Annotated in this window: 25 protein-coding genes; 3 read left to right on the top strand and 22 right to left on the bottom strand. The window is 67.5% G+C overall.

The window, feature by feature from the left end; genetic code table 11:
• Positions 1–30: 30 nt before the first annotated feature.
• The 5 genes from G3O00_RS13980 to G3O00_RS13960 all read right to left on the bottom strand — a co-directional run bounded on the left by G3O00_RS13980 (position 31) and on the right by G3O00_RS13960 (position 4,323).
• A complete protein-coding gene (locus tag G3O00_RS13980) occupies positions 31–444 on the bottom strand; it encodes a PPC domain-containing DNA-binding protein (protein WP_174935680.1) in 414 nt (137 codons plus the stop codon).
• A gap of 85 nt (positions 445–529) precedes the next feature.
• Positions 530–913 (bottom strand): hypothetical protein, encoded by a 384-nt coding sequence (locus G3O00_RS13975; RefSeq protein ID WP_206143302.1) that lies wholly within the window; start codon positions 911–913, stop codon positions 530–532.
• A 284-nt stretch (positions 914–1,197) separates the two neighbouring features.
• Positions 1,198–2,220, bottom strand: a complete 1,023-nt coding sequence (locus tag G3O00_RS13970) for an FAD-binding oxidoreductase (RefSeq protein ID WP_206143301.1) — start codon at positions 2,218–2,220, stop codon at positions 1,198–1,200.
• Positions 2,221–2,233: 13 nt separating this feature from the next.
• On the bottom strand, positions 2,234–3,901 hold the full coding sequence (gene hcp / locus G3O00_RS13965) for a hydroxylamine reductase (protein WP_206143300.1): 1,668 nt from the start codon (positions 3,899–3,901) through the stop codon (positions 2,234–2,236).
• A gap of 194 nt (positions 3,902–4,095) precedes the next feature.
• Positions 4,096–4,323, bottom strand: a complete 228-nt coding sequence (locus G3O00_RS13960) for a DUF3079 domain-containing protein (protein ID WP_011354727.1) — start codon at positions 4,321–4,323, stop codon at positions 4,096–4,098.
• 177 nt (positions 4,324–4,500) lie between these two features.
• Here G3O00_RS13960 and G3O00_RS13955 point away from each other — a divergent pair, with 177 nt between their 5' ends.
• Positions 4,501–5,427: an ADP-ribosylglycohydrolase family protein gene (locus G3O00_RS13955; RefSeq protein ID WP_206143299.1), complete on the top strand. Its 927-nt coding sequence runs from the start codon at positions 4,501–4,503 to the stop codon at positions 5,425–5,427.
• Positions 5,428–5,523: 96 nt separating this feature from the next.
• Complete coding sequence (locus tag G3O00_RS13950) at positions 5,524–5,922, top strand: RidA family protein (protein WP_206143298.1); 399 nt, start codon at positions 5,524–5,526, stop codon at positions 5,920–5,922.
• A 15-nt stretch (positions 5,923–5,937) separates the two neighbouring features.
• On the opposite strand, the gene G3O00_RS13945 is transcribed toward G3O00_RS13950, so the two are convergent.
• The 15 genes from G3O00_RS13945 to G3O00_RS13875 form a co-directional block, all read right to left on the bottom strand.
• Positions 5,938–6,489: a GNAT family N-acetyltransferase gene (locus G3O00_RS13945; protein ID WP_206143297.1), complete on the bottom strand. Its 552-nt coding sequence runs from the start codon at positions 6,487–6,489 to the stop codon at positions 5,938–5,940.
• 178 nt (positions 6,490–6,667) lie between these two features.
• Positions 6,668–8,068, bottom strand: coding sequence for an MFS transporter (locus G3O00_RS13940; protein ID WP_174935695.1), 1,401 nt, complete (start codon positions 8,066–8,068; stop codon positions 6,668–6,670).
• 29 nt (positions 8,069–8,097) lie between these two features.
• Positions 8,098–9,342: an FAD-dependent oxidoreductase gene (locus tag G3O00_RS13935; protein ID WP_206143296.1), complete on the bottom strand. Its 1,245-nt coding sequence runs from the start codon at positions 9,340–9,342 to the stop codon at positions 8,098–8,100.
• Positions 9,339–10,301 (bottom strand): VOC family protein, encoded by a 963-nt coding sequence (locus tag G3O00_RS13930; RefSeq protein ID WP_206143295.1) that lies wholly within the window; start codon positions 10,299–10,301, stop codon positions 9,339–9,341. The genes G3O00_RS13935 and G3O00_RS13930 overlap by 4 nt, the downstream gene beginning before the upstream one ends.
• A gap of 18 nt (positions 10,302–10,319) precedes the next feature.
• Complete coding sequence (locus G3O00_RS13925; protein ID WP_206143294.1) at positions 10,320–11,810, bottom strand: aldehyde dehydrogenase; 1,491 nt, start codon at positions 11,808–11,810, stop codon at positions 10,320–10,322.
• A 72-nt stretch (positions 11,811–11,882) separates the two neighbouring features.
• Positions 11,883–12,698: an aspartate dehydrogenase gene (locus G3O00_RS13920; RefSeq protein ID WP_206143293.1), complete on the bottom strand. Its 816-nt coding sequence runs from the start codon at positions 12,696–12,698 to the stop codon at positions 11,883–11,885.
• Complete coding sequence (locus tag G3O00_RS13915) at positions 12,691–14,358, bottom strand: thiamine pyrophosphate-binding protein (RefSeq protein ID WP_011354718.1); 1,668 nt, start codon at positions 14,356–14,358, stop codon at positions 12,691–12,693. Before G3O00_RS13915 ends, G3O00_RS13920 begins: the two co-directional genes overlap by 8 nt.
• The gene (locus G3O00_RS13910) at positions 14,351–15,148 is read right to left on the bottom strand and encodes an SDR family oxidoreductase (RefSeq protein ID WP_206143292.1); all 798 of its coding nucleotides are present in this window, start codon (positions 15,146–15,148) and stop codon (positions 14,351–14,353) included. Before G3O00_RS13910 ends, G3O00_RS13915 begins: the two co-directional genes overlap by 8 nt.
• Positions 15,145–16,002, bottom strand: coding sequence for an IclR family transcriptional regulator (locus G3O00_RS13905; protein ID WP_206143291.1), 858 nt, complete (start codon positions 16,000–16,002; stop codon positions 15,145–15,147). Before G3O00_RS13905 ends, G3O00_RS13910 begins: the two co-directional genes overlap by 4 nt.
• Positions 15,999–16,895 carry an alpha/beta fold hydrolase gene (locus G3O00_RS13900; RefSeq protein ID WP_206143290.1) on the bottom strand — a complete coding sequence of 299 codons (897 nt, stop codon included), beginning with the start codon at positions 16,893–16,895 and terminating at the stop codon, positions 15,999–16,001. Before G3O00_RS13900 ends, G3O00_RS13905 begins: the two co-directional genes overlap by 4 nt.
• A gap of 18 nt (positions 16,896–16,913) precedes the next feature.
• The gene (locus tag G3O00_RS13895; protein ID WP_039344094.1) at positions 16,914–17,441 is read right to left on the bottom strand and encodes a cupin domain-containing protein; all 528 of its coding nucleotides are present in this window, start codon (positions 17,439–17,441) and stop codon (positions 16,914–16,916) included.
• Between the two features lie 37 nt (positions 17,442–17,478).
• Positions 17,479–18,249: an SDR family oxidoreductase gene (locus tag G3O00_RS13890; RefSeq protein ID WP_206143289.1), complete on the bottom strand. Its 771-nt coding sequence runs from the start codon at positions 18,247–18,249 to the stop codon at positions 17,479–17,481.
• Complete coding sequence (locus tag G3O00_RS13885; protein ID WP_206143288.1) at positions 18,242–19,318, bottom strand: aromatic ring-hydroxylating dioxygenase subunit alpha; 1,077 nt, start codon at positions 19,316–19,318, stop codon at positions 18,242–18,244. Before G3O00_RS13885 ends, G3O00_RS13890 begins: the two co-directional genes overlap by 8 nt.
• Before the next feature lie 52 nt (positions 19,319–19,370).
• Entirely contained in the window at positions 19,371–19,682 is a 312-nt protein-coding gene (locus G3O00_RS13880; protein ID WP_011354711.1) for a recombinase-like helix-turn-helix domain-containing protein, read from the bottom strand.
• A gap of 1 nt (position 19,683) precedes the next feature.
• Positions 19,684–20,001 (bottom strand): non-heme iron oxygenase ferredoxin subunit, encoded by a 318-nt coding sequence (locus G3O00_RS13875; RefSeq protein ID WP_011354710.1) that lies wholly within the window; start codon positions 19,999–20,001, stop codon positions 19,684–19,686.
• A gap of 444 nt (positions 20,002–20,445) precedes the next feature.
• Here G3O00_RS13875 and G3O00_RS13870 point away from each other — a divergent pair, with 444 nt between their 5' ends.
• On the top strand, positions 20,446–21,525 hold the full coding sequence (locus G3O00_RS13870) for a porin (protein WP_011354709.1): 1,080 nt from the start codon (positions 20,446–20,448) through the stop codon (positions 21,523–21,525).
• 105 nt (positions 21,526–21,630) lie between these two features.
• On the opposite strand, the gene G3O00_RS13865 is transcribed toward G3O00_RS13870, so the two are convergent.
• Both G3O00_RS13865 and tecA read right to left on the bottom strand, forming a co-directional pair.
• Positions 21,631–22,509: an IclR family transcriptional regulator gene (locus tag G3O00_RS13865; RefSeq protein ID WP_241025131.1), complete on the bottom strand. Its 879-nt coding sequence runs from the start codon at positions 22,507–22,509 to the stop codon at positions 21,631–21,633.
• A 308-nt stretch (positions 22,510–22,817) separates the two neighbouring features.
• Positions 22,818–23,321 (bottom strand): type 6 secretion system effector deamidase TecA (tecA, locus tag G3O00_RS13860; RefSeq protein WP_277399269.1); only part of this gene is annotated, 504 nt, incomplete at its 5' end.

Genomic DNA, 23,321 nt, shown 5'->3' with positions numbered 1-23,321 from the left:
ACCGGCGATTCTAGCGCCGCTGCGCGTCATTCACGCGGCATCGCCGCCCGGTTCGCGACGGATCACCAGTTCGTTGAAGCCGGTGTGCGGGTCGGGCTCGCGCGCAAAGCGATGCGCGGGCAGCACGGCCAGCAGGATCTCGGCGGTCGTGCGCACCACGCAGCCGCTGGCCACATGGCCGCCCGACACACGGCCGACCACGTCGGAAACGGACATGTGCAGGTGCGCGCCATCCGGTGACACCGAGCCGGCCAGCGTCAGGATTTCGAGGTCGCCGCGCAGCTCGGTCGGCACGTCGGCGCCGGCAAAGCGCAGCTGCGCGACGCTCAGGCTGCCAATGCCCTGGATCACGAATGCCGCGCGCGCGTCGTGCTGACGCAATGCATGCTCGATCGACGCGCGCAGGTCGTCGCCGGGGGAAAGACGCAAAGGGTGGGCGTGCATGGTCGTGATCCTGTTCGGGGCCGGGATGTCGACAAAGGGTAAGTTCGTGCCGGCAATCCGGCAAGCCCGCCGGTCACCCGACCGGTCAGAGATCGAGCCGCAGGCACTCGAATTCGACCGCGCCGTCGCATGGCAACTCACCCACGTCGAGCGTGAAGCCGACCACGTCGATCAACCCCTGCTCCCGATCGATGACCCACCCGCATCCGCGGTAGCCGTACGGGTTCCCGGTTTTCCCAATCCATTGCCGGCTGGTCGCATGTCTTGCGTCGTCGGGCCAATCGTCGAGACAGGCCGCCCGGACATCGCAGTCGACTGCCGACACCGGCGTTCGCACGATGTCGTCGACGCGCGCGTCGCCTCCGAACGAGAACACCGTGATCTCGTGTTCGCCACACCGTAACGTCACCGCCGCACATTCGCTGTCGGCCGAATACGCAGCGACGTGCGTCACCACTACCTGCTTCATGCTGTGACTCCGTGCCCCGATGCCGCCGCCGTGTCTTCGGCTGCGCGGATTGCGCTCCGTCGTCCGTCACCGACGCCGGTCCCGGGCGCAAGCATACCGCCGGTGACTCGCGCGCGCCTGTTTGCCCCCTTGCACGCACCCTCCGGACGAATTCGCGGCTGCGCCGTGCAACGGCTTCGTGGCAACGGACCAGCAGGCCGCGCCGGCACGTTGCACACCGGATAGCGCAGCCTTCCGCTGGTGCCTCGATACCCGCGGCGCACCACCGGTGCAGGATGCAAGCATCACGCAGTGAAACGCTCGCTCGCGAACTGCGCATCGGGCACGCCTGCCGTCATCGCCACGTCCCGCACCCCCTGCACGAGCGGGGGCGGCCCGCACACGTAGATGTCCGGTGGCGTGCCGACCTGCGCGAGCGCCGCGCGCAACGCATCGACCGGCGTGCCACTCAACCCGGCCCACGCCCCGCCCGGCCGCCAGATGCACAGCTCGACGCGCAACTGCGGCAGGTCGGCTTGCAATCGCGCGAGTTCATCCAGCATGAACAGTTCGCTTTCCTGATTGACGCCGAAGAACAGCCACGCGTCGACCAGCTCCTGAAACTCAGCCATGCGTCGCAGCATCGACAGGATCGGCGCGAGCCCAGTGCCGCCCGCGACGAACCAGCGCGGCCGCAGGCTGTCCGCGAACAGCCCGAAGCCGCCCATCGGCACGCGCACGGTCAGCGGGTCGCCTGGCCGCGCACGCTCGCGCAGGTACGTCGAGAACCAGCCGCCCGGCCGCAGCCGGATCAGGAATTCGAGGCGGCCGTCCCAGTTGCTCGTGTTCGCGAGCGAATACGGGCGACGCACCCCGCTGCCCGGCACCTCGAGCTCCGCGAACTGACCGGGCTCGAACTCCGCGGCCGAGCCGAATGCGTCGTCAGGCTCGACCTGCAGCTCGACGCGCATCGTGTCGGCCGCGACCGTCTCAAGCGCCGCGATCCGCGCGGTGCGTACGGGCACCGGATGCAGCAGCACCTTGGTGCGGTCGTACGGCGCGGCGACCCGCAGATTGCCGCGCGGCCGCGTCCGGCACAACAGGACCGCGCCGCGCTGGCCAGCCGGCAGCACGCCGGCACTGTCGGGCTGCATCTCGTACGCGCCGTCGACGACGGTCGCCTGGCATGCGCCGCAGCTGCCGCGCCGGCATTGCGACGGCAGCGTGATATCGGCGTCGGCCGCTGCCGACAGCAGATCCTGCTCGCCGTCGCAGCCGAAACCGAAGCGCTCGCCGTCGCGTGTCGTGATCTCGATGCGATAAGTCATCGAACGATCCCGCTCAAGCGGCCTGGCGCGCCAGCGACGCGGCCAGGTCGGTGCCGGCGTCGCCGATCGGCTGGATGCCGAACTGCTCGACCAGCACCGCCAGCACGCCCGGCGTCACGAAGGCCGGCAACGTCGGCCCGAGACGGATGTTGCGCAGGCCGAGCGCGAGCAGCGTCAGCAGCACGGCCGCCGCCTTTTGCTCGAACCACGAGATCACGAGCGACAGCGGCAAGTCGTTCACGCCGCATTCGAATGCATCGGCGAGCGCCGTCGCGATCCGGATCGCCGAATAGCTGTCGTTGCACTGCCCGACGTCGAGCAGGCGCGGAATGCCGCCGATATCGCCGAACGCGTGCCGGTTGAAGCGGTACTTGTTGCAGCCGAGCGTCATCACGACCGTATCGTCGGGCGCCTGCTCCGCGAACTCGGTGTAGTAGTTGCGGCCCGGCGCCGCGCCGTCGCAGCCGCCGATCAGGAAGAAATGGCGGATCTGTCCGGCCTTGACCGCGTCGATGACCTTGTCCGCCACGCCGAGCACCGCATGCCGGCCGAAGCCGACCGTGATCATCTCCTCCGGCGCCGTGGCCGGGAACCCGGGCAGCGCCTGCGCGGCGCGGATCAGCGTCGAGAAATCGTGATGTTCGAGATGGCGCACGCCCGGCCAGCCGACCGGCCCCGTCGTGAAGATCCGCTGCCGGTACTGCGGCATCGGCTCGATGATGCAATTGGACGTCATCAGGATCGGCCCGGGGAAATGCGCGAAGTCGCTCTGCTGATCCTGCCACGCGCCGCCGTAGTTGCCGACCAGGTGCGGAAACGCCTTCAGCACCGGATACGCATGGGCCGGCAGCATCTCGCCGTGCGTGTACACGTGAATGCCCGTGCCGGCCGTCTGTTCGAGCAGCGCGTGCAGATCGCCGAGATCGTGGCCCGACACGAGGATCGCCTTGCCCGCCACCGGCGACACGCGCACGGCCGTCGGTTGCTGCGCGCCGAAACGGCCGGTGTTCGCGCTGTCGAGCAGCTCCATGACCGTCAGGTTCAGCCGGCCGAGGTCGAGCGCCTGCGTGAGCAGCGCGTTGACGTCGTCGGGGTCGCGCGCGAGAAACGCGAGCGCCGCCTCGATCCCCTCGTAGATGTCGTCGCGCTCGTAGCCGAGCACCCGCGCATGATGCGCATACGCGCACACGCCCTTCAGACCGTACAGCACCAGCGCGCGCAGGCCGACGATGTCCGCGCCCACCTTGTCGAGCCCGTTGTCCACGCCGACGCGCGCGGCCTGTTCCAGCAGGCCGGCCAGATCGTCCGCCGGCTGCCACATCGCCGGCCCGTGCTGCGCCGGGACGACCGTTCCCGCCGCCCGCGCGCTCGCGTCACATGCGGCCTTCACGCGGTCGCGCATCTGCGTCGCTTCGCGCAGCAATGCGACGAAACGGGCCGCATGGAAGTTCACGTTGGTCAGCGTCGTGAACATCGCATACAGCACGAACCGGTCGGCGTCGCGATCCGGTGCGCCCATCGCACGCGCGATCGCGCCGTATTGCGCAATGCCCTTCACCGCATGGACCAGCAGGTCCTGCAGGTCCGCCGTCGTTGCATCCTTGCCGCAATTGCCTTTCGCCGATGCGCAGCCGGGCCGTGCGCCGGTCCGGTCGGTCTGTTCGCATTGATAGCAAAACACGGTGCTCTCCTTTATCGATCATGGGGGCGCAGGTCGGTGCGATCGGCGGCGGAACGCGCGTTCCTGACCACCGGGCATCTCGCCCGCTTCAAGATGCGTTGTGTATGCATCTTTATTCATGATGTTTCGGCACGCGTTTCGCAACCGTGATGCAGATCAAGAAACCGGACGCACCCGGGTGAGGCAACTTGTCGCTACGACTGCCCGCCGGCTTCGGTCGCGCGTTCGCTTTCGTTGTCGGCATCCGCGCCTTCGATGCCCCAGTCGCCGTATCGATACCAGTCGTCGCCGAGCAGTTCGCTCGGGTGCTGCGTGCGGCTCGAACCGTTGCCGCAACGCATTGCATGCGTCGGGCAGTAGTTGTCGCATCCCCAGCAGATCCGCTCCGGATGCACGGGATGCAGCGGAAATTTCTTCGCCATGAGCTAGTCTCCCCGGTGTCGTTTCATCGGTTACCGTTCGACTCTAGTTCGCCGGCGCGCATGGGCCATGCGGCATTCGTTCGCATCGGCGACACTGCATCGGCTAGGCACGCGCAGGCGATTGGTCTAGGCTGCACGGTATTCCGCGGCGCGAGCCGCCAATCCGACCCCTGCCCGATGACTGCCACTCCGAACCGACGATCCCGCCTGCGCGGCGGCCTGCTTGGCCTGCTGATCGGCGACGCGCTGGGCGTGCCGTACGAATTCCACGACGCCGCGTCGATCCCGCCGCCCGCCGAGATCGACATGACGCCGCCGCCCGGCTTTGCGCGCGCACACGACGGCGTGCCGCCCGGCACCTGGAGCGACGATGGCGCGCAGGCGCTCGCGCTGCTCGACGCGCTGTCGGACGACCGCGACCTGAACCTCGATACGTTCGCCCGCAACCTGCAGGACTGGTTTCATCGCGGCGCCTTCACGCCCGATGGCCGCGTGTTCGACGTCGGCCTGCAGACGCAGCGTGCGTTGCACGCGCTGGCGGCCGGCGCGGCGCCAGCCGTTGCCGGCCCTTGCGACGAACGTGACAACGGCAATGGCTCGCTGATGCGCTGCTTTCCGGTGGTGATGGTCGCCGCATCGCGCGACGAAGCGATCCGGCTCGCGTGCAGGCAGAGTGTCGTTACGCACGGCCACGCGCGCTCGCAGCTGTGCTGTGCGCTCTATGCGCTGACGGCGATGGGCCTCGTCGACGGCCAGCTCGCGCCCGACGCGGTGCGCGCGGCCGAAGACGAGTTGCTGGCGCGCTACGCAGGCACCGCCGACGAGATCGAACTGAAGATCGTGCTCGACGGTCGCTTCGATGCGCCGCAAGGCTCCGGTTACGTGGTCGACAGTTTCTGGTCGTCGATCCATTGCCTGCTGTCGACGAGCAGCTACGAAGACTGCGTGAAGCGCGCGATCGCGCTCGGCAACGACACGGATACGACGGCGGCCATCGCCGGCAGCCTTGCCGGCGCACTGTACGGCGAGCACGCGTTGCCCGATCGATGGGTCGCGGCACTGCGCGGGAAAGAACAGGTCGAGGGCTGGCTCGCCCGACTGTGAGCGCGTCGCCCCATCGCTGACCAACCTTTTGAATCAAACGCGGCGGGCCACCCCCGACCGTCCCGAACAACCGCATCAACCTGAGAGGAGCGTCGCATGCTGCGTGCAATCAATCCCCCTGGCGCCACGATTCCCGGCATTTCGCAGGCGGTACTCGTGGAAGGCGGCCAACCGCTGTATTTGTCCGGGCACGTTCCGTTCGACACCGACGGCACCGTGGTCGGCACCGATCACGCGACGCAGCTCGATCAGGTGTTCCGGAACATCGCCGATACGCTTCGTGCCGCGGGCGTCGGCTTCGAGTCCGTCGCGCGGCTCACGATCTACGTCCGCGACTTCGATTCCGGCCTGTTGCCGCAGATTCGCGAGGTGCGCGACCGGTGGGTCAATACCGCCTGTCCGCCCGCGAGCGCGCTCGTCGGCGTGGCTTCGCTGTTCCGCCCCGACGTGCTGGTCGAAGTGGACGCGTTCGCGATCGTTCCTGCGGCGAAATGATCCGACTCCAGCGCGTCACGCGCGCCGGTCGCTCGCCAGCAACCCGTACAGCGCGCTGTCCGACACTTCGTCGCCGACGATCCACCGTTCGCGCAGCAGCCCTTCCCGCGCGAAGCCGAGCCGTTCGAGCAGCCCCGCCGACGCGACGTTGCGCGGATCGATATCGGCTTCGAGCCGGTTCAGCCGCAGCGTGCCGAACGCGTGATCGATCACGGCCGATGCCGCCTCGTGCATGTATCCGCCACGCCAGTACTTCCGCCGCAGGCTGAAGCCGATCTCGGCGCGCCGGCATTGCTCGTTCGCATGGAACAGCACGCATTCGCCGAGCGCTTCGCCGGTTTCCCGCAGTTCGAGCACGCAGATCAGGTCCTGCCCGCTCGCGGACGTCTTCACGTTGCGTGCGACGCGCTCGATCGCCTGTTCGACGTGTGTCATCGGCGAGAACGAGAAATAGCGCATCGCCTCCCTGTCCGACCAGATCTCGAAGAACGCGTGCGCATCGGCTTCGCGTAACGGCCGCAGGACGAGGCGCGCGGTATCCAGCGTGACGGGTTCGAACAGGGGCATGGCGACAGTCGGTCGAAAAACGGGATCGTGAATTAGAACACGCGAGCCGCGAGTCGGCCATTTCGCGTATTCGCCCGCCCCGCCCCACCGCGGTACCCTGGATCACCGCAAAACAAAAAGGCCCGGACATCATCGCCCGGGCCTCTTCACCTCAGCAAATGCCGCCAGCCGGCCGCGCTTACGCTTCCAGCGCTTCGAGCACCTTCCCCTTCGTCTCGATCCCGACGAAGTGCACGGTCACCGCCGCGATCAGCGGCACGATGCCGATCAGGTAGAACGCCGGCGCGAGGTTGCCGCCGATGATCGCGTGCGGCACGACCATCGGCGCGACGAACGATGCGACCTTCAGCCATGCGCTGCCGAGCCCGCAGCCCGACGCGCGGATGCTCGTCGGATACTGCTCCGGCGTATAGACGTACGCAGTAATGAACCCCGACGCCATCAACCCGAGCGACAGCGAGCAGAAGATCGACACGACATACACCGACGACGCGTGATAGATGCCCGCGAACGCCAGCGACACCGCGCACAGCACGAACGACCACACGATCACCGGCTTGCGGCCGAGCTTGTCGACGAGCAGCGCCGACGCCAGCGACCCGAGCACGCCCATCACCGAGCCGATCACCGCGAGGTTCAGCGCGAGCTGCAGCGGCGCGTGATAGAAGTTCTTGTAGATGGTCGGCAGCCACGTCGACAGCCCGTACTGGATGAACCCGCAGGTCGCCCACAACGTCGCCACCGCGAGCGTGCGCTTGCGATACGCGGCGCTGAACAGGTCGCTCATCTTGCGCTTCGGATGCTGGCGCACCATCTCGTCGAACGCGGCCGCCTGCGTGACGGGCGGCAGCTCGCCGCGCACCGACGCTTCGAACACGCCGACCGCACGCCCGGCTTCCGGGAGCCGCCCGCGCGACGCGAGCCAGCGCGGCGATTCCGGCACGAGGCGCGTGAGCACGAGCGACAGGATCAGCGGCAGCCCGCCGACGAAGTACATGATTTCCCAGCCGAAGCGCGGCACGAGCCACGCACCGAGCCCCATCGACACGAGCAGGCCGATCGGGAACACGATCTCGTACAGCAGCACGAAGCGGCCGCGGCCGTGTGCGCGCGTGATCTCGTTGATGTATGTCGCGGCAACCGGCAACTCGCCGCCGAGGCCCAGGCCCTGCAGAATCCGCAGCAGCACGAAGATCTCGAAGGTCGGCGCGAAGCCGCACGCGATGCTCGTGATGCCGATCACGGCCGAGCTCCACGCGATCGCCTTCACGCGGCCGTGCTTCTCCGACAGCGCGGGGAACAGGAAGGCGCCGATCAGCTGGCCGATCGCGCCGGATGCGATCAGCAGGCCGATCTGCGTCGGCGACAGCCCCCATTTGTGAATCAGCAGCGGCAGCGTCGCCGCGATCGTGATCACGTCGAAGCCGTCGAAGAACGTCGCGGCGCCGATCAGCACGCGCGCGCGGATCTGCATCGCGTTGGCCGGAAGCCGCTCGAGCCGCGCGATGATCGCGCCAGGCGTGGAAGCGGCAGCTTCCATCGTGGCGCGACCGGCCACGACGTTGTCGAAAGTGCTCATGCGGGGTGTCTCCTGTGTCTCGTCGCCGGTCAGGCCAGTGTCTTGGTCGTGTCTGCCAAGGCTTCCGTATCCACTGCCCGGCCCTGGTTCATCCACTTGCGCGCGAGCTTCAGCTCACGTGCGTTGTTGACGGCGATGACACCTCTCACATGTCCTTCGCCCACGAAAAACAGCGTCGCGCGTCGCGCGGCAAGATCGCCGCGCACGACGAGCTGCGCATCCGCCGGCAGATCACCGAGGATCTGCAGGTTCACGTCGTATTGATCCGACCAGAACCACGGAATCTCCGCGTACGGCGCACGCACGCCGAGCACGGCCTTCCCCGCCGCGATCGCCTGGTTCTGCGCGTTGGCCCACGATTCGAGCCGCACGCGCCGCTTCAGCCAGCCGTTGTGATGGTTCGCAACGTCGCCGCACGCGAAGATCGCCGGGTCGCTCGTCGCGCCGAATTCGTCGACGACGATGCCGTCGTCGATCGCCAACCCCGCATCGCTCGCGAGCGACGCGTTCAGCGCGAGGCCGATGCCGGCCACCGCGAAATCGGCGTCGATCGTCGTACCGTCGGCGAGCGTTGCACGCACCTTCGATGCGTCGTCCGGCTGCGCGTCGAGCGACGCGAGCGCCGCGCCGAGGCGCACGTCGACACCATTCGCGCGATGCAGGTCGAGCAGGAAATCCGACACGATCTGCGGCACCGAGCGGCCGCACAACCGCGGCGCGCCTTCGACCACGACCGCGTCGACGCCGAGCTTGCGCGCGGTCGCCGCGACTTCGAGGCCGATCCAGCCGCCGCCGATCACGAGCACGCGCCGGCTCGCGCGCAGCTTCTCGCCAAGCGCGGCCGCTTCGTCGAGCGTGCGCAGGTAATGCAGGTTCGGCGTCTTCACGAGCGCGTCAGGCAAGCGGCGCGACGTGCCGCCGGTCGCGATCACGAGACGGTCGTATTCGATCTCGCGGCCGCTTTCGGTGGTCACGACGCGGCGTGCGCGGTCGATCGATGCGGCGCGTTCCGGCTGCCATGCTTCGACGTTCAACGCGTCGAATTCGTCGGGCCGCACGACGCGCACGGTTTCGATATCGGCGTCGCCGGCCAGCACGGCCTTCGACAGCGGCGGACGCTCGTACGGCAGATGGGGTTCGTCCGCGATCATCACGAGACGGCCCGCAAAGCCTTCCGCGCGCAGCGTCTTCAGCACCCAGCCGGCGGCCTGGCCGCCGCCGATCACGACGACCGTGCCGGGCGCGGCCTGCTCCTGTGCGGTTTCTTCGCTCATGATTTTCGCTCCGTCATGAACTTGCCTTCCGGCGCCTTCGCGTCCTTCTGCCGGCGCGTGTTGCCGTCGAGGCCGCCGTCGACGGCCCATTCGGCGAACACGGTCGGGCCCGGCTCGAATTCGCGCGGCTGCCACTCGGGCGTCAGCATGTCTTCGTCCGCGTAGTACTCGATCAGGCCGCCGGCCGGGTTCTGGAAGTACCAGAAGTACGCGGACGACACCGGGTGACGGCCCGGGCCGAGTTGCGTTTCCCAGCCGCAGCGGTCGATGTGCATACCGCCGCCGAACACCTCGTGGATGTCGCGCACGGTGAACGCGACGTGATTCAGGCCACGCTTGCCATTCGGCAGCGCGAGCAGGAACAGGTCGTGGTGGCCGCCGTGCGGCGCGCAGCGCATGAACGCGCCACGGCCCGGGTAACGGTCGGACGTCTCGAAGCCCAGCAACTCGTGATAGAACTTTTCCTGCGCATCGAGGCAGTTCGTGAAGAACACGACATGCCCGACCTCGACCGGCTCCGCGCGTGCATAGATCGGGCTCGGCTGGTCGACGCGCAGCGTCTGGCCCCACACGTTCGACGGCGAGCCCGTGATGTCGAGTTCGCGCTTGCGCGTGACTTCAACACGGATCGCCATCCCGTTCGGGTCGATACAGCCGACCGCATCGTCCTGCGCGTAATAGCCGGGCTGCCCGGCGAGCTTCGTGCGCAGCGCGTCGAGTTCCTGCTGCGTCGCGACGCCCCACGTGACTTCACGCAGCGTCGGGCCCGCTTCGAACGCGGGCGGCAGCGCCGGATCGTCGGCCTTGACGGCCAGCACGGTGCAACCGTTCAACGTCTCGAAGCGTGCGCGCGATTCGTCGTGCGAGACTTCCTTCATCCCCCAGTCGGCGAAAAAGCGCCGGCAGGTCGCGAGGTCGTCGACACCGTACGTGATCTGCTCGATTCCCAAAATGCTCATTGCGTCATTCCCCTTCGCTCAGTTCGCCCACGGCAGCGGCGCGTCGTTCAAGCCCCAGTAGAGGCTCTTCTGCTGCATGTACTCGCGGATGCCGAGACGCCCCTTCTCGCGCCCCATCCCGCTCTCCTTCCAGCCCGAGAACGGCGTGGAGATCGAAAACAGCTTGTACGTGTTGATCCAGACGGTGCCCGTCTCGAGCGCGCGCGCGATGCGCCACGCGCGCTTGTAGTCGCGCGTCCAGATGCCGGCCGCCAGGCCGAACACGCTGTCGTTCGCCTGCGCGATCAGCGACGCTTCGTCGTCGAACGGCATCGCGACGAGCACCGGGCCGAAGATTTCTTCCTGGCAGATGCGCGCGCTGTTCGGCAAGCCTTCGAGGATCGTCGGCTGATAGAAGAAGCCGTTCTCGCGCCCGTCGCCCGACGGCCGCTCGCCGCCGCACAGCAGGCGGCCGCCTTCCTCGAGGCCCAGCGCGACGTAGCGCTCCACCGATTCGCGATGCTTCGCGGTGATCAGCGGCCCCATCTGCGTGTCGGGGCGCGTCGGGTCGCCCACGCGCAGCTTGCGTGCGCCGGCCACCAAACGCGTCATGAATTCGTCGTACACCGAGCGCTGCACGAACAGCCGCGAGCCCGCGATGCACGCTTCGCCCGACGAGCTGAAGATGCCGTACAGCACGCCGTTGACCGCGTGATCGAGATCGGCGTCGTCGCAGACGATCGTCGGCGACTTGCCGCCGAGTTCGAGCGACACGGGCATCAGCTTCTCGGCCGCGATGCGTGCGATACCGCGGCCCACTTCGGTGCCGCCGGTGAACGACACCTTCTTTACCAGCGGATGGCGCACGAGCACGTCGCCGATCACCGAGCCCTTGCCCGGCAGCACGCTCAGCACGCCCTTCGGCACGCCCGCTTCCTCGCAGATGCGCGCCAGCGCGAGCGACACGAGCGGCGTGACTTCGGCCGGCTTGAGCACCACCGCGTTGCCGCCCGCCAGCGCCGGCGCGAGCTTCTGCGCATCGGACGCGATCGGCGAGTTCCACGGCGTGATCGCCGCGATCACGCCAATCGGCTCGTACACGCTCATCGTCAGGTAGTCGCCGCGCGACGGCGTCAGTTCCTCGTCGAGCGTTTCGAGACACGCCGCGAAATAGCGAAACGTGTTTGCGGCGCTCGCCACCAGCACGCGCGTCTCGCCGATCGGCTTGCCGTTGTCGCGGCGCTGCAGGTTCGCGAGCGCTTCGTGGCGCTGCATGATCAGGTCGGCGATGCGGTACAGCACCTGCGCACGCTGGTGCGGCTTCAACCCGGCCCAGTCGGCGCGGCGCCACGCGGCATCGGCGGTCACGACGGCTTCGGCCGCGTCTTCCGCATTCGCGGTCGACACTTCCATGTTCACGGACTGGTCGGCCGGATAGATGCTCGCGAAAGGCGTGCCACGGCCGCGCCGCCATTCGCCGCCGATCAGGATGTTGCCGTCGGGTACGAGGCTCGTATCGAAAGGAGTCATGTCACAAGTCCCACAAATCTGTCTCTGCACGTCCGCCCTCGCCGTGGCGCGGGCGGACATTCGATGGTCCGGTCAGATCACGCAGCGGGCCGCACGGTTGCGCAGCGCGCGGATCGCGCTGTACGCGGTCAGCGCGGACGTCTTCGGGTTGTCGGGCAGCGGCTTGCCGCTCATTTCCAGCGACATCTCGCCGAATGCGCCGCGCGCGGTGATGCGGTGCACGTTGCGCTCGACCGACGGATCGGCGATCAGGCGCACGTGCGTCGCGTCGAGGCCGAGGCCCGCGAGCGCGACGGTGGCCGCGACGTTCGCGTTCTTCGGATACAGGCGCGCGGCATCGCGCGCGCTGCCTTCGAAGATCACCTTTTCCCCGGTCATCGCGCGCAGGTCGCACAGTGCCTCGGCGGGCGTGCCGAGCCAGCCGAGCGGCGGCTTGCGGCCCACGTACAGCACTTCGTCGAGGCCGCCCTGCTTCGCGGACGCCAGCGCATCGATCCCGCCGATCGCGCCGGACAGCAGCGTCACCGTCGCGTCGCCTTCGTCGGCCGCCTGTGCGAGCACATCGAGCAGCGCGAGATCGGACAGCGCGCCGATCGACGCGACCGCGCAGTCGGTGCCGGCCTTCAGCAGCGGCACGACGTGATCGACGAGCGCGCTGTGGCCCGCGCATTCGAGCGCGAACTCCGGGCGGCGGGCCAGTGCGTCGACCGACGACACGACCTCCACCGCGCCGCCCAGCACGCCCTGCACCGCCGCGCACTGGTGTTCCGGCACGATCACGTGCGCGATGCGCAGCGACGCATCGTGCTCGACCGCGTGGTACACGGCCGCGCCGATCGCACCGAAGCCGATCATCGCGACGTCGACGGGTGCGTGGGTATTACGCATACTGGCGCTCCGACGGCTCTTCCTTCTTCACCGGCGGGCCGGCGAAGTTCGATGCGAACGAGCCGACCGACAGCATGTCGACCTCGACCATCACCGGGCCTGCCTTCGCCATCCCTTCGCGCACGATCGCTTCCGCGTCGTCGAGCGACGTGATCCGGTAGTGCGTGAGGCCAAAGCTCGCGCAGAACTGCGCGAAATCGGGCTGGTGCAGCTGCACGAAGCAGCGGCGGCCACCGTAGTGCGCGTCCTGGATGTTGCGGATCACGCCGTAGCACTGGTCGTTCATCAGCACGATCATCACGTTCGCGTTTTCCTGCACGGCCGTGACGAGCTCGCCGACGTTGACCATCAGGCCCCCGTCGCCGACGAGGCACACCGTCTTCGCGGCCGCATCCGCGAGCGCCGCGCCGATGCCCATCTGGATGCCCTGGCCGATGCCGCCGCCCAGCGCATGCACGCCCGAGCGCGGCTCGAAGATCTTCAGCAGGCGGTTACCCCACGTGCTGTTCGAGATCGTCACGTCGCGCACCCAGTTGTAGTCGCGACCGACGGCGCCCTGCAGCGTGTCGACGAGCTGCTTGTACGGCCCGAGGCCCTTCGACACGTCGGCCACCGCCTGCTCGCGGGCTGCCGCGAGATCGGCCGCGAACTGCGGATCGACCGACAGGCGGCCTTCGAGCTGGTCGGCCAATGCGGCCAGCACGCGCTTCGAATCGCCATGCACGAACAGCTCGTTGCGATAGCCGCGGTTGTCGGCAAGCGCATCCGCATCGACGCGGAACAGCGGCTGCGGCAGCGCGAGCTTGTATTTCAGCGTTTCGTTGCCGCGCAGGCGCGAGCCGACGACGACGAGCGCATCGCAGGTCTTGTAGAACGCTTCGACGGACGCGTGCACGTTGAACGCGCCGAGCGTCGCCGGGTGATCTTCGGGCAGCACGCCGCGGCCCTGCACGCTCGTCACGACGCCGAAGCCGAGCTTCACGAGGCGTTCGACTTCCTCGCGTGCGTGGCGCGCGCCGCCGCCGAGCCACAGCAGCGGGCGGCGCTTGGCCGCCAGTGCGTCGGCGAGCTTCGCGACGCGGGCGGCGTCGTGCTCGCGCACCGCGACGTGTGCCGGCGCGAGGTCTTCCGGCCATTCGATTTCAGCAGCCTGGATGTCGATCGGAATCTCGACCGACACGGGGCCCGTCGGCGCGGTCTGCGCGATGCGCACGGCTTCGCGGATCGTCGGCAGCACGGTTTCGACGGTGCGCACGCGGAACGCGGCTTTCGAAATCGAATGCAGCATCGACAGCTGGTCCGGCGCTTCGTGGATGTACGCGAGATCCTGGTCGAGGTACGGCGTCTCGATCTGCCCCGTGACGTGCAGCAGCGCGGTGCCGGCCGTCAGCGCCTCGACCATCGCGCCGGCTGCGTTGCCCGCCGCCGTGCCCGTGCTCGTGAACGCGACGCCGAGGCCGCCCGACACGCGGGCCAGGCCGTCAGCCATGTTCAATGCGCCGGCTTCGCCGCGTGCACCGACATACCGGATATTGCCGCGCGAGTTGATCGCGTCGAGGATCGGCATGTTGTGGATCGAGATGACACCGAATGCGGTCTTCACGCCGCACTGCTCGAGAAAGGCGGCAATCAGCTCGCCAACCGTGGTTTTTTCAGACATGGCGTGCAAAGCCTCCAGAAACGTCGATATGGCTGCCCGTCGTGTAGGACGACAGATGCGTTGCGAGATAAAAGAGTGCCCAGGCGGCCTCGTCAGGCTTGCCGAAGCGGTTCAGCGGAATGTTCTTCGTGCGGGCGAGCGCGCCCGTCCAGTCCTCCCAGCTTTCGCCGGACTGCGCCTGCGTTTCGTAACGGCGGCGCCACTGGCCCGACTCGACGATGCCGATCAGGATCGAGTTCACGCGGATGCGCTGCGGCGCGAGTTCCGTCGCGAGCGACTTCACGAGGCTCAGCACGCCCGCGCGCGCCGACGACGTCGCGACCATGTGCGGCTCCGGCTGCAGCGCGAGCAGCGAGTTCACGCAGGTGATCGTCGGCGCCTGCGCATCGCGCAGCAGCGGCAGGAACGCGCGCGTCGGGCGGATGATGCTGAAATACTTCAGTTCGAGTTCTTCGCGCCACGCGTCGTCGGTCGTGTCGGCGAAGGTCGACACGCGGCCCTGGCCCGCGTTGTTGACCAGCATGTCGGCGCGGCCGAAGCGCGTCGACACCGCTTGCGCGAACGCGGCCACATCGGCTTCGTCGAGCACGTTGCAACGCGCGGCGAGCAGTTGCGCGCCCGGGTATTTTTCAACGAGCATCGCTTCGGCGCGTGCGAGACGGTCGCCGTCCCGGCCGCAAATCGCGACCGATGCGCCTGCCTGCAGGAACCGTTCGGCAGTCGCGAGGCCGATGCCGGACGAACCGCCCGTCACCACCGCCACCTGCCCGGTCAGATCGATCTGAATCATCGGAGTCCTAAAGCCTTGAGAAACGTGTGCTCGTCATCCGAGCGGTAATTGAGCCGCCGCGACAGTTCTGCCGCCGCGCGCTGCACCTTGTCGATCAGACCGTCCGCGATCAGCGCCGCATCGATTTCCGGGCGCGGCACCGTCACCGTGATGCACGCGACGATCTTCTGCGTCTCGTTGCGCACCGGCGCCGTGACCACCGAGATGCCGCGCTCGAACGACGAGTTGCTGACGCCGTAACCGCGCAGCGCATCCTCGCGGATCACTTCGTACAGTGCGTCGACCGACTCCGGCGTCGCGTTCGTCATCCGGTTCAATGAACCTTCCGGATACAGCGCATGCAGCTCCTTCAGCGACAGGTCGCCCATCAGCACGTGCCCGTGCGTCGTCGCATGCGCGGGCAAGCGCGTGCCGACGTTCACGCGGATCGAGCTGAACACCGGCGCCTGGCTCTGCGCCTTCGCGACGAACACCACGTCGCGGCCGTCGCGGATCACGATGTGCGTCGTGAAGCCGGTCGCATCGCGCAGGCTCTCGATCACGGGCAGGCCGAGATCGGTCAGCTCCAGCGAACTCAGGTATTCGAAGCCGAGCCGCAGCACGGCAATGCCGAGCTTGTAGTTGCGATCCTTGTCCGCGCGCTCGAGGAAGCCGAGCGATTCGAGCGTCTGCAGCAGACGGAACACCGTCGTGCGCGGAATGCCGAGCCGTTTCGACAATTCGGGCGCGCCGAGCACGGGCTCGCGCGGCGAGAATTCGGCGAGGATCCGCAGCCCGCGTTCGAGGCCGGGCACGACGTAGCTGGCTTCGGCCTTGCCGCTTTCGGTTTCGGGTTGTTGCAGCGGTTCGTTCATGCCAGCCCCCGCTGTTGGTCGCACTGACGGCAGAACGTGTCGATCAGTGCGGAATAGACGGCCGGTGCTTCCACGTAGCCGGCATGGCCTGCTTGCGGAATCACCTGCAGCCCGACGTGCGCGGCCGCGGCAATCCGCTCGCACGCAGCGGGCGGCGTGATCGCGTCGTTCGCGCCGACGGCCACGGCCGTGCGGCCGCGAAAGCCGGCGAGATCCGTTGCGAGATCCGCGTTTGCAAGCAGATGCGTGGCCTGCGCATAGCCGGCCGGCACGATGCGCGCCATGTTCCAGCGCACCCACGCACGCGCATCCTCGTTCGCGAAACCGGACAGCATGTTGCCGCTGCGCTGCTCGGCGAGCCCGGCCGGACCGAGTTCGGCGAGCATCGCCAGCCGCGCATCGCGACGCGATTCGCGCGTTTCGGCCGGTGCGCTGCCGTAGCCGCCCGCAGGCGACACCAGCAGCAAGCCGGCGATCCGCGCGGGCATCACGCGGGCAAGACCGCCCGCGATGATCGCGCCGAGCGAATGACCGACCAGCACGCAGCGTTCGATGCCGAGTGCCTCGAGCCACGCGTTCAGCGATGCCGCGTAATCGGCGGCGGCCGGCGACGCGCCGCGCACCGGCGTCGACACGCCATAACCGGGCGCATCCCACGCGAGCACGCGCCGCGATGCGCCGAGCGTGTCGAGCTGGCGGACCCACGATGCGGCGCCCGAGCCGATGCCGTGCAGCAGCACGACGGGCAACGCACGGCCTGCATGCTGCGCGCCGGCCTCGCGATAACCGATCGTGCCCGCCGCGCCGGCCGCGCAACGCTGTTCGGGAAACTGCCCGAGCAGCGCGGCGAACGCCGCGGTGCGGTCGCGTTCACGTTTGTCGATGACACTCATTGCTTCACCTGCCCCGTCTCAACGCTTGATCTTCGCGAGCGGCGAATCGGGCGGATACGTCGGCGTGACCGGCTTCGGCGAACCGAGCATCACGCACATCAGCGCATCTTCCTCGCCGATGTTGATTTCCGTGCGATACACACCCGGCGGCACCGAGATCAGGTCGCGCTCGCCGAGGATCGCTTCCCACGTCTCGCCGTCACGCTCGCAGATCACCTTCATCTTGCCGCGCAGCACGAAGAAGATTTCCTCGACGTCCATGTGGATGTGGCTCGGGCCGATGTTGCCGGCCGGGATGACCATCGTCGAGAACGTGAAGCCGCCGGCCGGCACCGTGTTGACGTCCTTCGCGACGCCCGTGCCGCCAGTGCCGACGTAGCGCATCTGCGCACGGCGGTACTTCGGGTCGTAGTCGGCCTGGAACTTCAGTGCGTCCCAGTCGTAGCGCCGCGTCGCATAACGCGCCACGCGCCCTTCCATCCAGTCGTTGAAGCTTGCGCCTTCCGGCTGGTCCCACGACTTGCGTTCGAGATCGGCGTCCGCCATCGTCCTCTCCTTCATCAGAGTGAAAACTTCAATTCAATCAATTCATCACGAAGCCGCCGTTCACCGGCAGCAGTTGACCCGTCACGAAGCGCGCGCCGTCCGACAGCAGGAACAGCACGGGGCCCGTCACGTCGTCGGGTACCTGCGCACGCGTCAGCGCGCGGCCCTGCATGTAGAACGCGTGGCGCTCGGCCGGCACGTAGGCGGTCGCCTCGACTTCGGTCAGCCCCGGCGCGATCGCGTTGACCGTCACGCCGTGCGCGCCGAACTCGCGTGCCTGCGCATGCGTCATCGCGATCACCGCGCCCTTGCTCGCGACGTACGCGAGCAGCTTCGGCGCGCCCCACAGCGCGGTGTCCGAGGCGAGGTTCACGATCGCGCCGCGGCCCGACTGCGCGAGGTACGGCAGCGCTGCATTGCTGACGAGCCACACGCCGCGCACGTTCACGTTCATCACGGTGTCCCACGTCGACACGTCGAGCTCGGTCGACAGCTTGCCGCCCGAGTTCGTGATCGCCGCGTTGTTGATCAGTGCGTCGATGCCGCCGAGCGCCGCCGCGCCCTGCGCGACGAACGCGGTGACGCTCGCCGGATCGGCGAGATCGAGCGCGAAGAAATGCGCGACGTGACCCGCTTCTAAGAGTTGCGCGGCAAGCGCACGGCCTTCGTCGGCCAGCACGTCGCCGAACGCGACCTGCGCGCCCGCTTCGACGAGCGCCTTCACGAACGCCGCGCCGAGCCCGCGCGCGCCGCCCGTGACGAGCACGCGGCGCCCCGGGAGCGCCACGACCGGAGCGCGCTCAGCCATTTGCCGGCTCCGATGCGGCCTGCGCCTGCGCCGCGCGATGCGCGTCGAGCGCGGAGAGATGCTCCTGCGCACGCGTGCGCAGCATCCGGCGCACGCGCGTCATGCCGACGTCGTGCTGGTACAGGTATTCGTGATCGCGTGCATTCGGCGCGAGGCTTTCGAGGACGTAGCGGTCCTGCTCGAGCACGTCCCAGTGCAGGCCCTCGAGGCGGTTGCGGTACATGAAGCGCCACACGTCGCGCTGCCAGCCGCTGACCTTGCGGGTGCGCCAGAAATAGACCTGGCAGTTGTCGCCGTCGACCGGCGTCGCGAAGCCGATGATCCCGAAGTTGCCGCCCGGGCCGAACTTCTGCTTGTACGGAATCGCGAGGCGCATCCACAGGCAGCCCGTTTCGCCGAGCTCGACCCAGTCGAAGTTCACGTCGCGCTGGCCGACCTTCTCGAACATCAGGCCCGTTTCCGTCTTGCGCACGCGCATGTCGGCCTGCTTGTCGCCTTCGGCCATCGAGTGCGACGTGGCATGCAGGTACGCACCGTGCATCGGGTCCATCACGTTGTCGATCGCGTACTGGTAATTGCACTTCCAGTTCGACACGCACAGGAAGTGGCCGTACTCGTCGCCGACCAGTTCCTCGGGCAGGTTCAGCGGCGCCGGCTCGCCGTGCGCTTCGTCGCCGAACCACAGGAAGATCGCGCCGGCCTTCTCTTCGACCGGATACGACTTCACGCACTTCGTGCCTTCGAGCGGACAGTTCGATACGGCCGGCACGCGGTTGACCGTGCCGCCGCCGTCGACTTCGATGCCGTGATACCAGCAGGCGATGTTGCCGCCGAGGTTCCAGCCGAGCGACAGGCGCGCGCCGCGGTGCGGGCAGCGATCTTCGAGCGCGTGAACCTTGCCGTCGTGATCGCGCCACAGCACGATCTGCTCGGACAGGCGCGTGAGGCCGACCGGTGCATTCGACACCTGCCAGCTCGGCGCGACGGGATACCAGTAGTTCTTGATGCCGCGGTCGAGATAGGCACGGACCGGGTCGTGTTGTGCTGCGTGTTGTTCGGGGGACGTCATCAGTGTGCTCCGGATGCGGTTGTCGTCGGGTCGGCGGTCGGCGCTCAGGCGGTCATTCCGCGAGCGAGGCCATTTCGGCGCGGAAGCGCTCAGGTGTCCACACCGTGCCGTCCGGCGCGCGGAAGCCGATGCGGTTCAGGCCCGCGACGACATCGTCCAGCTCGATCGCGCCGGCTTCGAACACGCGTTCGAGCGCATCGCCGAGGTCGTTTTCGTACTGGGTCGGTGCAGCCTTGCGGTTCTGCCAGACCTGGTTCTCGACCTGGCCGGGGATCTCGATCTGCCCCTTGCCCGCGACGTTGTTCGGCTGCGGCGCCACCCACGGCTTCAGGAAGGGATTGAAGTTGACGGTCGCTTCTTTCATGTCATTCCACCTTGATCTGGATTTCCTCGCCGGCGAGGCGCACCGCGTACTGCTTCAGTGCGCGTCCACCCGGGCCCTTCAGGCATTCGCCCGTCTTGATGTCGAACACGGCCTCGTGCAGCGGGCATTCGACCGTGCCTTCATCGACGAACCCCTGCGTCAGCAGCGCGTACGCATGCGGGCATACGTTCTCGAGCGCATACACGTCGTCGCCGACGCGGTAGATCCCGATTTCAACGCCGTCGGTCCGCTTGAACTCGATCGGCGTGTCTTCCGACAGCGCGCCGGCGTGCCCGGCGCAAACCCATTGTTCAGACATCTCACACCCTTCCTTCTGATCGACTCTCGGTTTGTTCCGATTTGTTCCATACCCGGAACATCAGTTTATGGATGGTGATTATAGGAGTGACTTTCCACGAGTAAAACAAAAAGCTGCACGCCCTAGGGAAAACACTGACCGTCGGGCCAGAGATCACGTGCACCCACCTCATCAAATGAAATTTTTTGTTATACAACGGGTAGTTACCGGGTTTACACGGGCTTCGCGCGCCGGCGCCTGGCATCGGCCCGAAACCCATCCGCCCCGAAAAAATTATTTTTGATTCGCGGCCTCACACCTCTATACTCCATTCCATCAGAGGCACATTGTTCCTTATATGGAACATACGAATGCCCGCCCCATGGCGAAAACGCGCGACGGCCGGCCGTTCCTGCGCATGCCGCCACGGCACGTTTTCATCAGGTTGGAGATTCAGGAGATCAAATGGTCAAGCACGCGGTAGCAGCAGCAGTGATCGGAATGGGCGCCGTGTCGGGCGCGTGGGCGCAGAGCAGCGTGATGCTGTACGGCAGCATGGATGCGGGTATCGCGTACGTGAACAACGTCGGTGGCCATGCGAAGTGGGCGATGATCCAGGGCAATACGCAGCCCGATCGGTGGGGCCTGAAGGGCAAGGAAGACCTCGGCAATGGCCTGTCGGCGATCTTCCAGCTCGAAAACGGCTTCTATACGAACAATGGCCAGTTCGCGACCGCGAACACGATCTGGAACCGCGCGGCCTTCGTCGGCCTCAGCTCGGAACGCTACGGCACGCTGACGCTCGGCCGTCAGACGCCGCTGTCGTTCGACTATCTCGATCCGCTCAGCACGGCCTACCTCGCGATGAGCTGGTACGCGTTCCACCCCGGCAACATCGACGGGCTCGCCGCGACCGGCAACGTGCCGTACAACAACGCGGTCAAGTACCGTTCGCCGACCTTCGCGGGCTTCTCGGCCGCGGCGACGATGGCGCTCGGCAATACGACGAACTTCTCGACCGGCAAATCGGTCGGCGTCGCGCTGAACTATGCGAACGGGCCGTTCAAGGCGTCGGCCGTGTACTCGAACGAGCACGACCGCTCGATCCTGATCAGCACGACCGGCATCACGTCGTTCCAGGGGCAGAACACCGCGAACGGCTATACCGCGAGCAAGGTCGAGAACATCGGGGCGGGTGCGTCGTACCAGTTCGGCGACTTCCTCGTGCACGGCCTGTACACGCGCACGAAGATGCAGTCGAACGGCTTTTCGGACACGTTCCAGAGCTACGACGCGGGTGTGAACTACCGCAGCAGCGCGTTCAACACGATCGCGGGCGGCGCGGCGACCACGACGCTGGCCGGCCGCCGCTGGACGCAGGTCGAGCTCGGCGACATCTATTCGCTGTCGAAGCGCACGCAGCTGTATGCGAACGTGCTGGTTGAGCACGGTTCGGGCGGTGCGCAGGCCGCGTTCTTCACGGCAGGCGTGTCGAGCACCGCGAACCAGGTGATCGTGCTCACCGGCATCCACCACTCGTTCTGAACGAAGTCAGGCGTTCGCCGCCTGAAACGACAAAAGCGGCCCGCAGGCCGCTTTTTTTCTTTCGCACACTGGATTTGCACGGCCACCGGCCGCGCATCGGGCCACTCAGAACATCGCGACCTTGTGGCGCGCGTGCGCGAAGGTCGGATCGCTTTCGAGCGGACGATAGTTCAGCCGCTGTGACAGGTCGACCGCCGCGCCGCACACGGCTTCGACGAGCCGTTCCTTCTCGCGGGCCTCGCCGATTTCCGAGCGCGGCACCGTCGCGGTGATCGCCGCGACGATCGAGCCCGAATGATCGCGCACGGGCGCAGTGACTGCCGAAATGCCGCTCTCGAATGCCGCCTCGCTCATCGCGTAGCCGAGCCGCGCGTAATGGCGCACGCGTTCGTACAGTTCGTCGACGGTGCCCGGCGTGCGCTCGGTGAACTGCTCGAGCCGCTTTTCCGGATAGAGCTGGCGCAGCGCATCGCGCGTCAGGTCGCCCATCAGCACGTGGCCGTGCACGGTCGCATGCGCGGGCAGGCGCGTGCCGACGTGCACCTTCACCGAACCGAACATCGACGTATTGCTCTGCGCCTTCGCGACGAACACGACGTCGCGCTGGTCGCGGATCAGCAGATGCGTCGACAGGCCGGTCGCATCGCGCAGCCGTTCGAGCACGGGCCCGCCGAGATCGGTCAGTTCGAGCGAATTCAGGTATTCGAAGCCGAGCCGCAGCACGCCGACGCCGAGCCGGAAATAGCGGTCGCCGTTCACGCGCTCGAGGAAACCGAGCGCTTCGAGGGTCTGCAGCAGGCGGAACGTGGTCGTGCGCGGAATGCCGATGCGCTTCGACAGCTCGGGCGCGCCGAGCACCGGCTCGCGCGCGGAGAATTCGGCGAGGATCCGCAGCCCGCGTTCGAGCCCCGGCACCAGGTAGGACGACGCGCCGCCGGTCGATTCGTCGTCGCCGGGCGCCGCGGATTCAGGTGCGCCGCTCATCGTTGTCTTGGCCATGTGGACATGGACGGAAGGAAATCAGTCACGAAACAGGTCATGGATCGTCGTGGACAGGCGGCCATGCTACCTCGGCGCACACGCAGGCTTGCAGCCGCGTGCATTGCCGCGGCGCAGCATGCGCAGCCACCGCCCCACGAATAGTCATTCACGGTCGAGAGGATAGCAGCGATGGACAGCACGACGCCATGCGGAAATCGCCGGACGGCGGACGGCGGGAGGCCGGCCATGCGCGCGGCGAATGGCGCGTGGCGAGCGAATGGCGGCCGGCGCGGCAGGCGACGCCGGGCTGCCTACAGGCGCGACAGGTGAACCCGGATGTTTGCGCGGTCGTACGTAAAGCCGCCAGCCGCGTCCGGCTCGAGCACGCGTGCCAGATCGACCGCATACATCCAGCCGCTGCCCAGGCGGCCCCCGTTGATTGCCCGGATCCGGCTGCCGCCGACGGCGATCGCGGCATGAAAGACCATGCCGCCGCGCGAGAAGCCGACCGCGGTGCCCGCCGGAATGCTCGCGCGCCCGTCCCATTCACCGCCGGTCTCGAAGTTGAACCGGGTCCGCCAGTGCTGGCCGATCGTGTCGAGCAGCGCGCCGGGTGCGATCATCGCGTCGCTGCGCAGCAGATACCGGACATAGGCCGCGGCGTCGTAGCAGACGCCGCCGGAAACATATTCGTTGATGTCGGCCATGCCGAACATCAGCGCCTGGGCGTGCTTCTGCCGTTCGGCGAAACCGGACTGGGCGACATGCCCGCCTAACTGCGAGAGTTGCATGGATGGCTCCTTGTGAAGCAGCAA

Origin of the sequence: Burkholderia sp. Ac-20384 (assembly GCF_017104605.1) — a bacterium.
In the GTDB taxonomy this organism is placed as follows: domain Bacteria; phylum Pseudomonadota; class Gammaproteobacteria; order Burkholderiales; family Burkholderiaceae; genus Burkholderia; species Burkholderia lata.
The sequence above is the reverse complement of the archived record's forward strand: the minus strand, read 5'-3'. Positions and strand labels throughout refer to the sequence as shown.

Excerpts from the sequence above, each read along its gene's own strand:
- G3O00_RS13980 (WP_174935680.1), bottom strand. The coding sequence starts at position 444 with ATGCACGCCCACCCTTTGCGTCTTTCCCCCGGCGACGACCTGCGCGCG.
- G3O00_RS13975 (WP_206143302.1), bottom strand. The coding sequence starts at position 913 with ATGAAGCAGGTAGTGGTGACGCACGTCGCTGCGTATTCGGCCGACAGC.
- G3O00_RS13970 (WP_206143301.1), bottom strand. The coding sequence starts at position 2,220 with ATGACTTATCGCATCGAGATCACGACACGCGACGGCGAGCGCTTCGGT.
- G3O00_RS13960 (WP_011354727.1), bottom strand. The coding sequence starts at position 4,323 with ATGGCGAAGAAATTTCCGCTGCATCCCGTGCATCCGGAGCGGATCTGC.
- G3O00_RS13955 (WP_206143299.1), top strand. The coding sequence starts at position 4,501 with ATGACTGCCACTCCGAACCGACGATCCCGCCTGCGCGGCGGCCTGCTT.
- G3O00_RS13950 (WP_206143298.1), top strand. The coding sequence starts at position 5,524 with ATGCTGCGTGCAATCAATCCCCCTGGCGCCACGATTCCCGGCATTTCG.
- G3O00_RS13945 (WP_206143297.1), bottom strand. The coding sequence starts at position 6,489 with ATGCCCCTGTTCGAACCCGTCACGCTGGATACCGCGCGCCTCGTCCTG.
- G3O00_RS13940 (WP_174935695.1), bottom strand. The coding sequence starts at position 8,068 with ATGAGCACTTTCGACAACGTCGTGGCCGGTCGCGCCACGATGGAAGCT.
- G3O00_RS13935 (WP_206143296.1), bottom strand. The coding sequence starts at position 9,342 with ATGAGCGAAGAAACCGCACAGGAGCAGGCCGCGCCCGGCACGGTCGTC.
- G3O00_RS13930 (WP_206143295.1), bottom strand. The coding sequence starts at position 10,301 with ATGAGCATTTTGGGAATCGAGCAGATCACGTACGGTGTCGACGACCTC.
- G3O00_RS13925 (WP_206143294.1), bottom strand. The coding sequence starts at position 11,810 with ATGACTCCTTTCGATACGAGCCTCGTACCCGACGGCAACATCCTGATC.
- G3O00_RS13920 (WP_206143293.1), bottom strand. The coding sequence starts at position 12,698 with ATGCGTAATACCCACGCACCCGTCGACGTCGCGATGATCGGCTTCGGT.
- G3O00_RS13915 (WP_011354718.1), bottom strand. The coding sequence starts at position 14,358 with ATGTCTGAAAAAACCACGGTTGGCGAGCTGATTGCCGCCTTTCTCGAG.
- G3O00_RS13910 (WP_206143292.1), bottom strand. The coding sequence starts at position 15,148 with ATGATTCAGATCGATCTGACCGGGCAGGTGGCGGTGGTGACGGGCGGT.
- G3O00_RS13905 (WP_206143291.1), bottom strand. The coding sequence starts at position 16,002 with ATGAACGAACCGCTGCAACAACCCGAAACCGAAAGCGGCAAGGCCGAA.
- G3O00_RS13900 (WP_206143290.1), bottom strand. The coding sequence starts at position 16,895 with ATGAGTGTCATCGACAAACGTGAACGCGACCGCACCGCGGCGTTCGCC.
- G3O00_RS13895 (WP_039344094.1), bottom strand. The coding sequence starts at position 17,441 with ATGGCGGACGCCGATCTCGAACGCAAGTCGTGGGACCAGCCGGAAGGC.
- G3O00_RS13890 (WP_206143289.1), bottom strand. The coding sequence starts at position 18,249 with ATGGCTGAGCGCGCTCCGGTCGTGGCGCTCCCGGGGCGCCGCGTGCTC.
- G3O00_RS13885 (WP_206143288.1), bottom strand. The coding sequence starts at position 19,318 with ATGACGTCCCCCGAACAACACGCAGCACAACACGACCCGGTCCGTGCC.
- G3O00_RS13880 (WP_011354711.1), bottom strand. The coding sequence starts at position 19,682 with ATGAAAGAAGCGACCGTCAACTTCAATCCCTTCCTGAAGCCGTGGGTG.
- G3O00_RS13875 (WP_011354710.1), bottom strand. The coding sequence starts at position 20,001 with ATGTCTGAACAATGGGTTTGCGCCGGGCACGCCGGCGCGCTGTCGGAA.
- G3O00_RS13870 (WP_011354709.1), top strand. The coding sequence starts at position 20,446 with ATGGTCAAGCACGCGGTAGCAGCAGCAGTGATCGGAATGGGCGCCGTG.
- G3O00_RS13865 (WP_241025131.1), bottom strand. The coding sequence starts at position 22,509 with ATGAGCGGCGCACCTGAATCCGCGGCGCCCGGCGACGACGAATCGACC.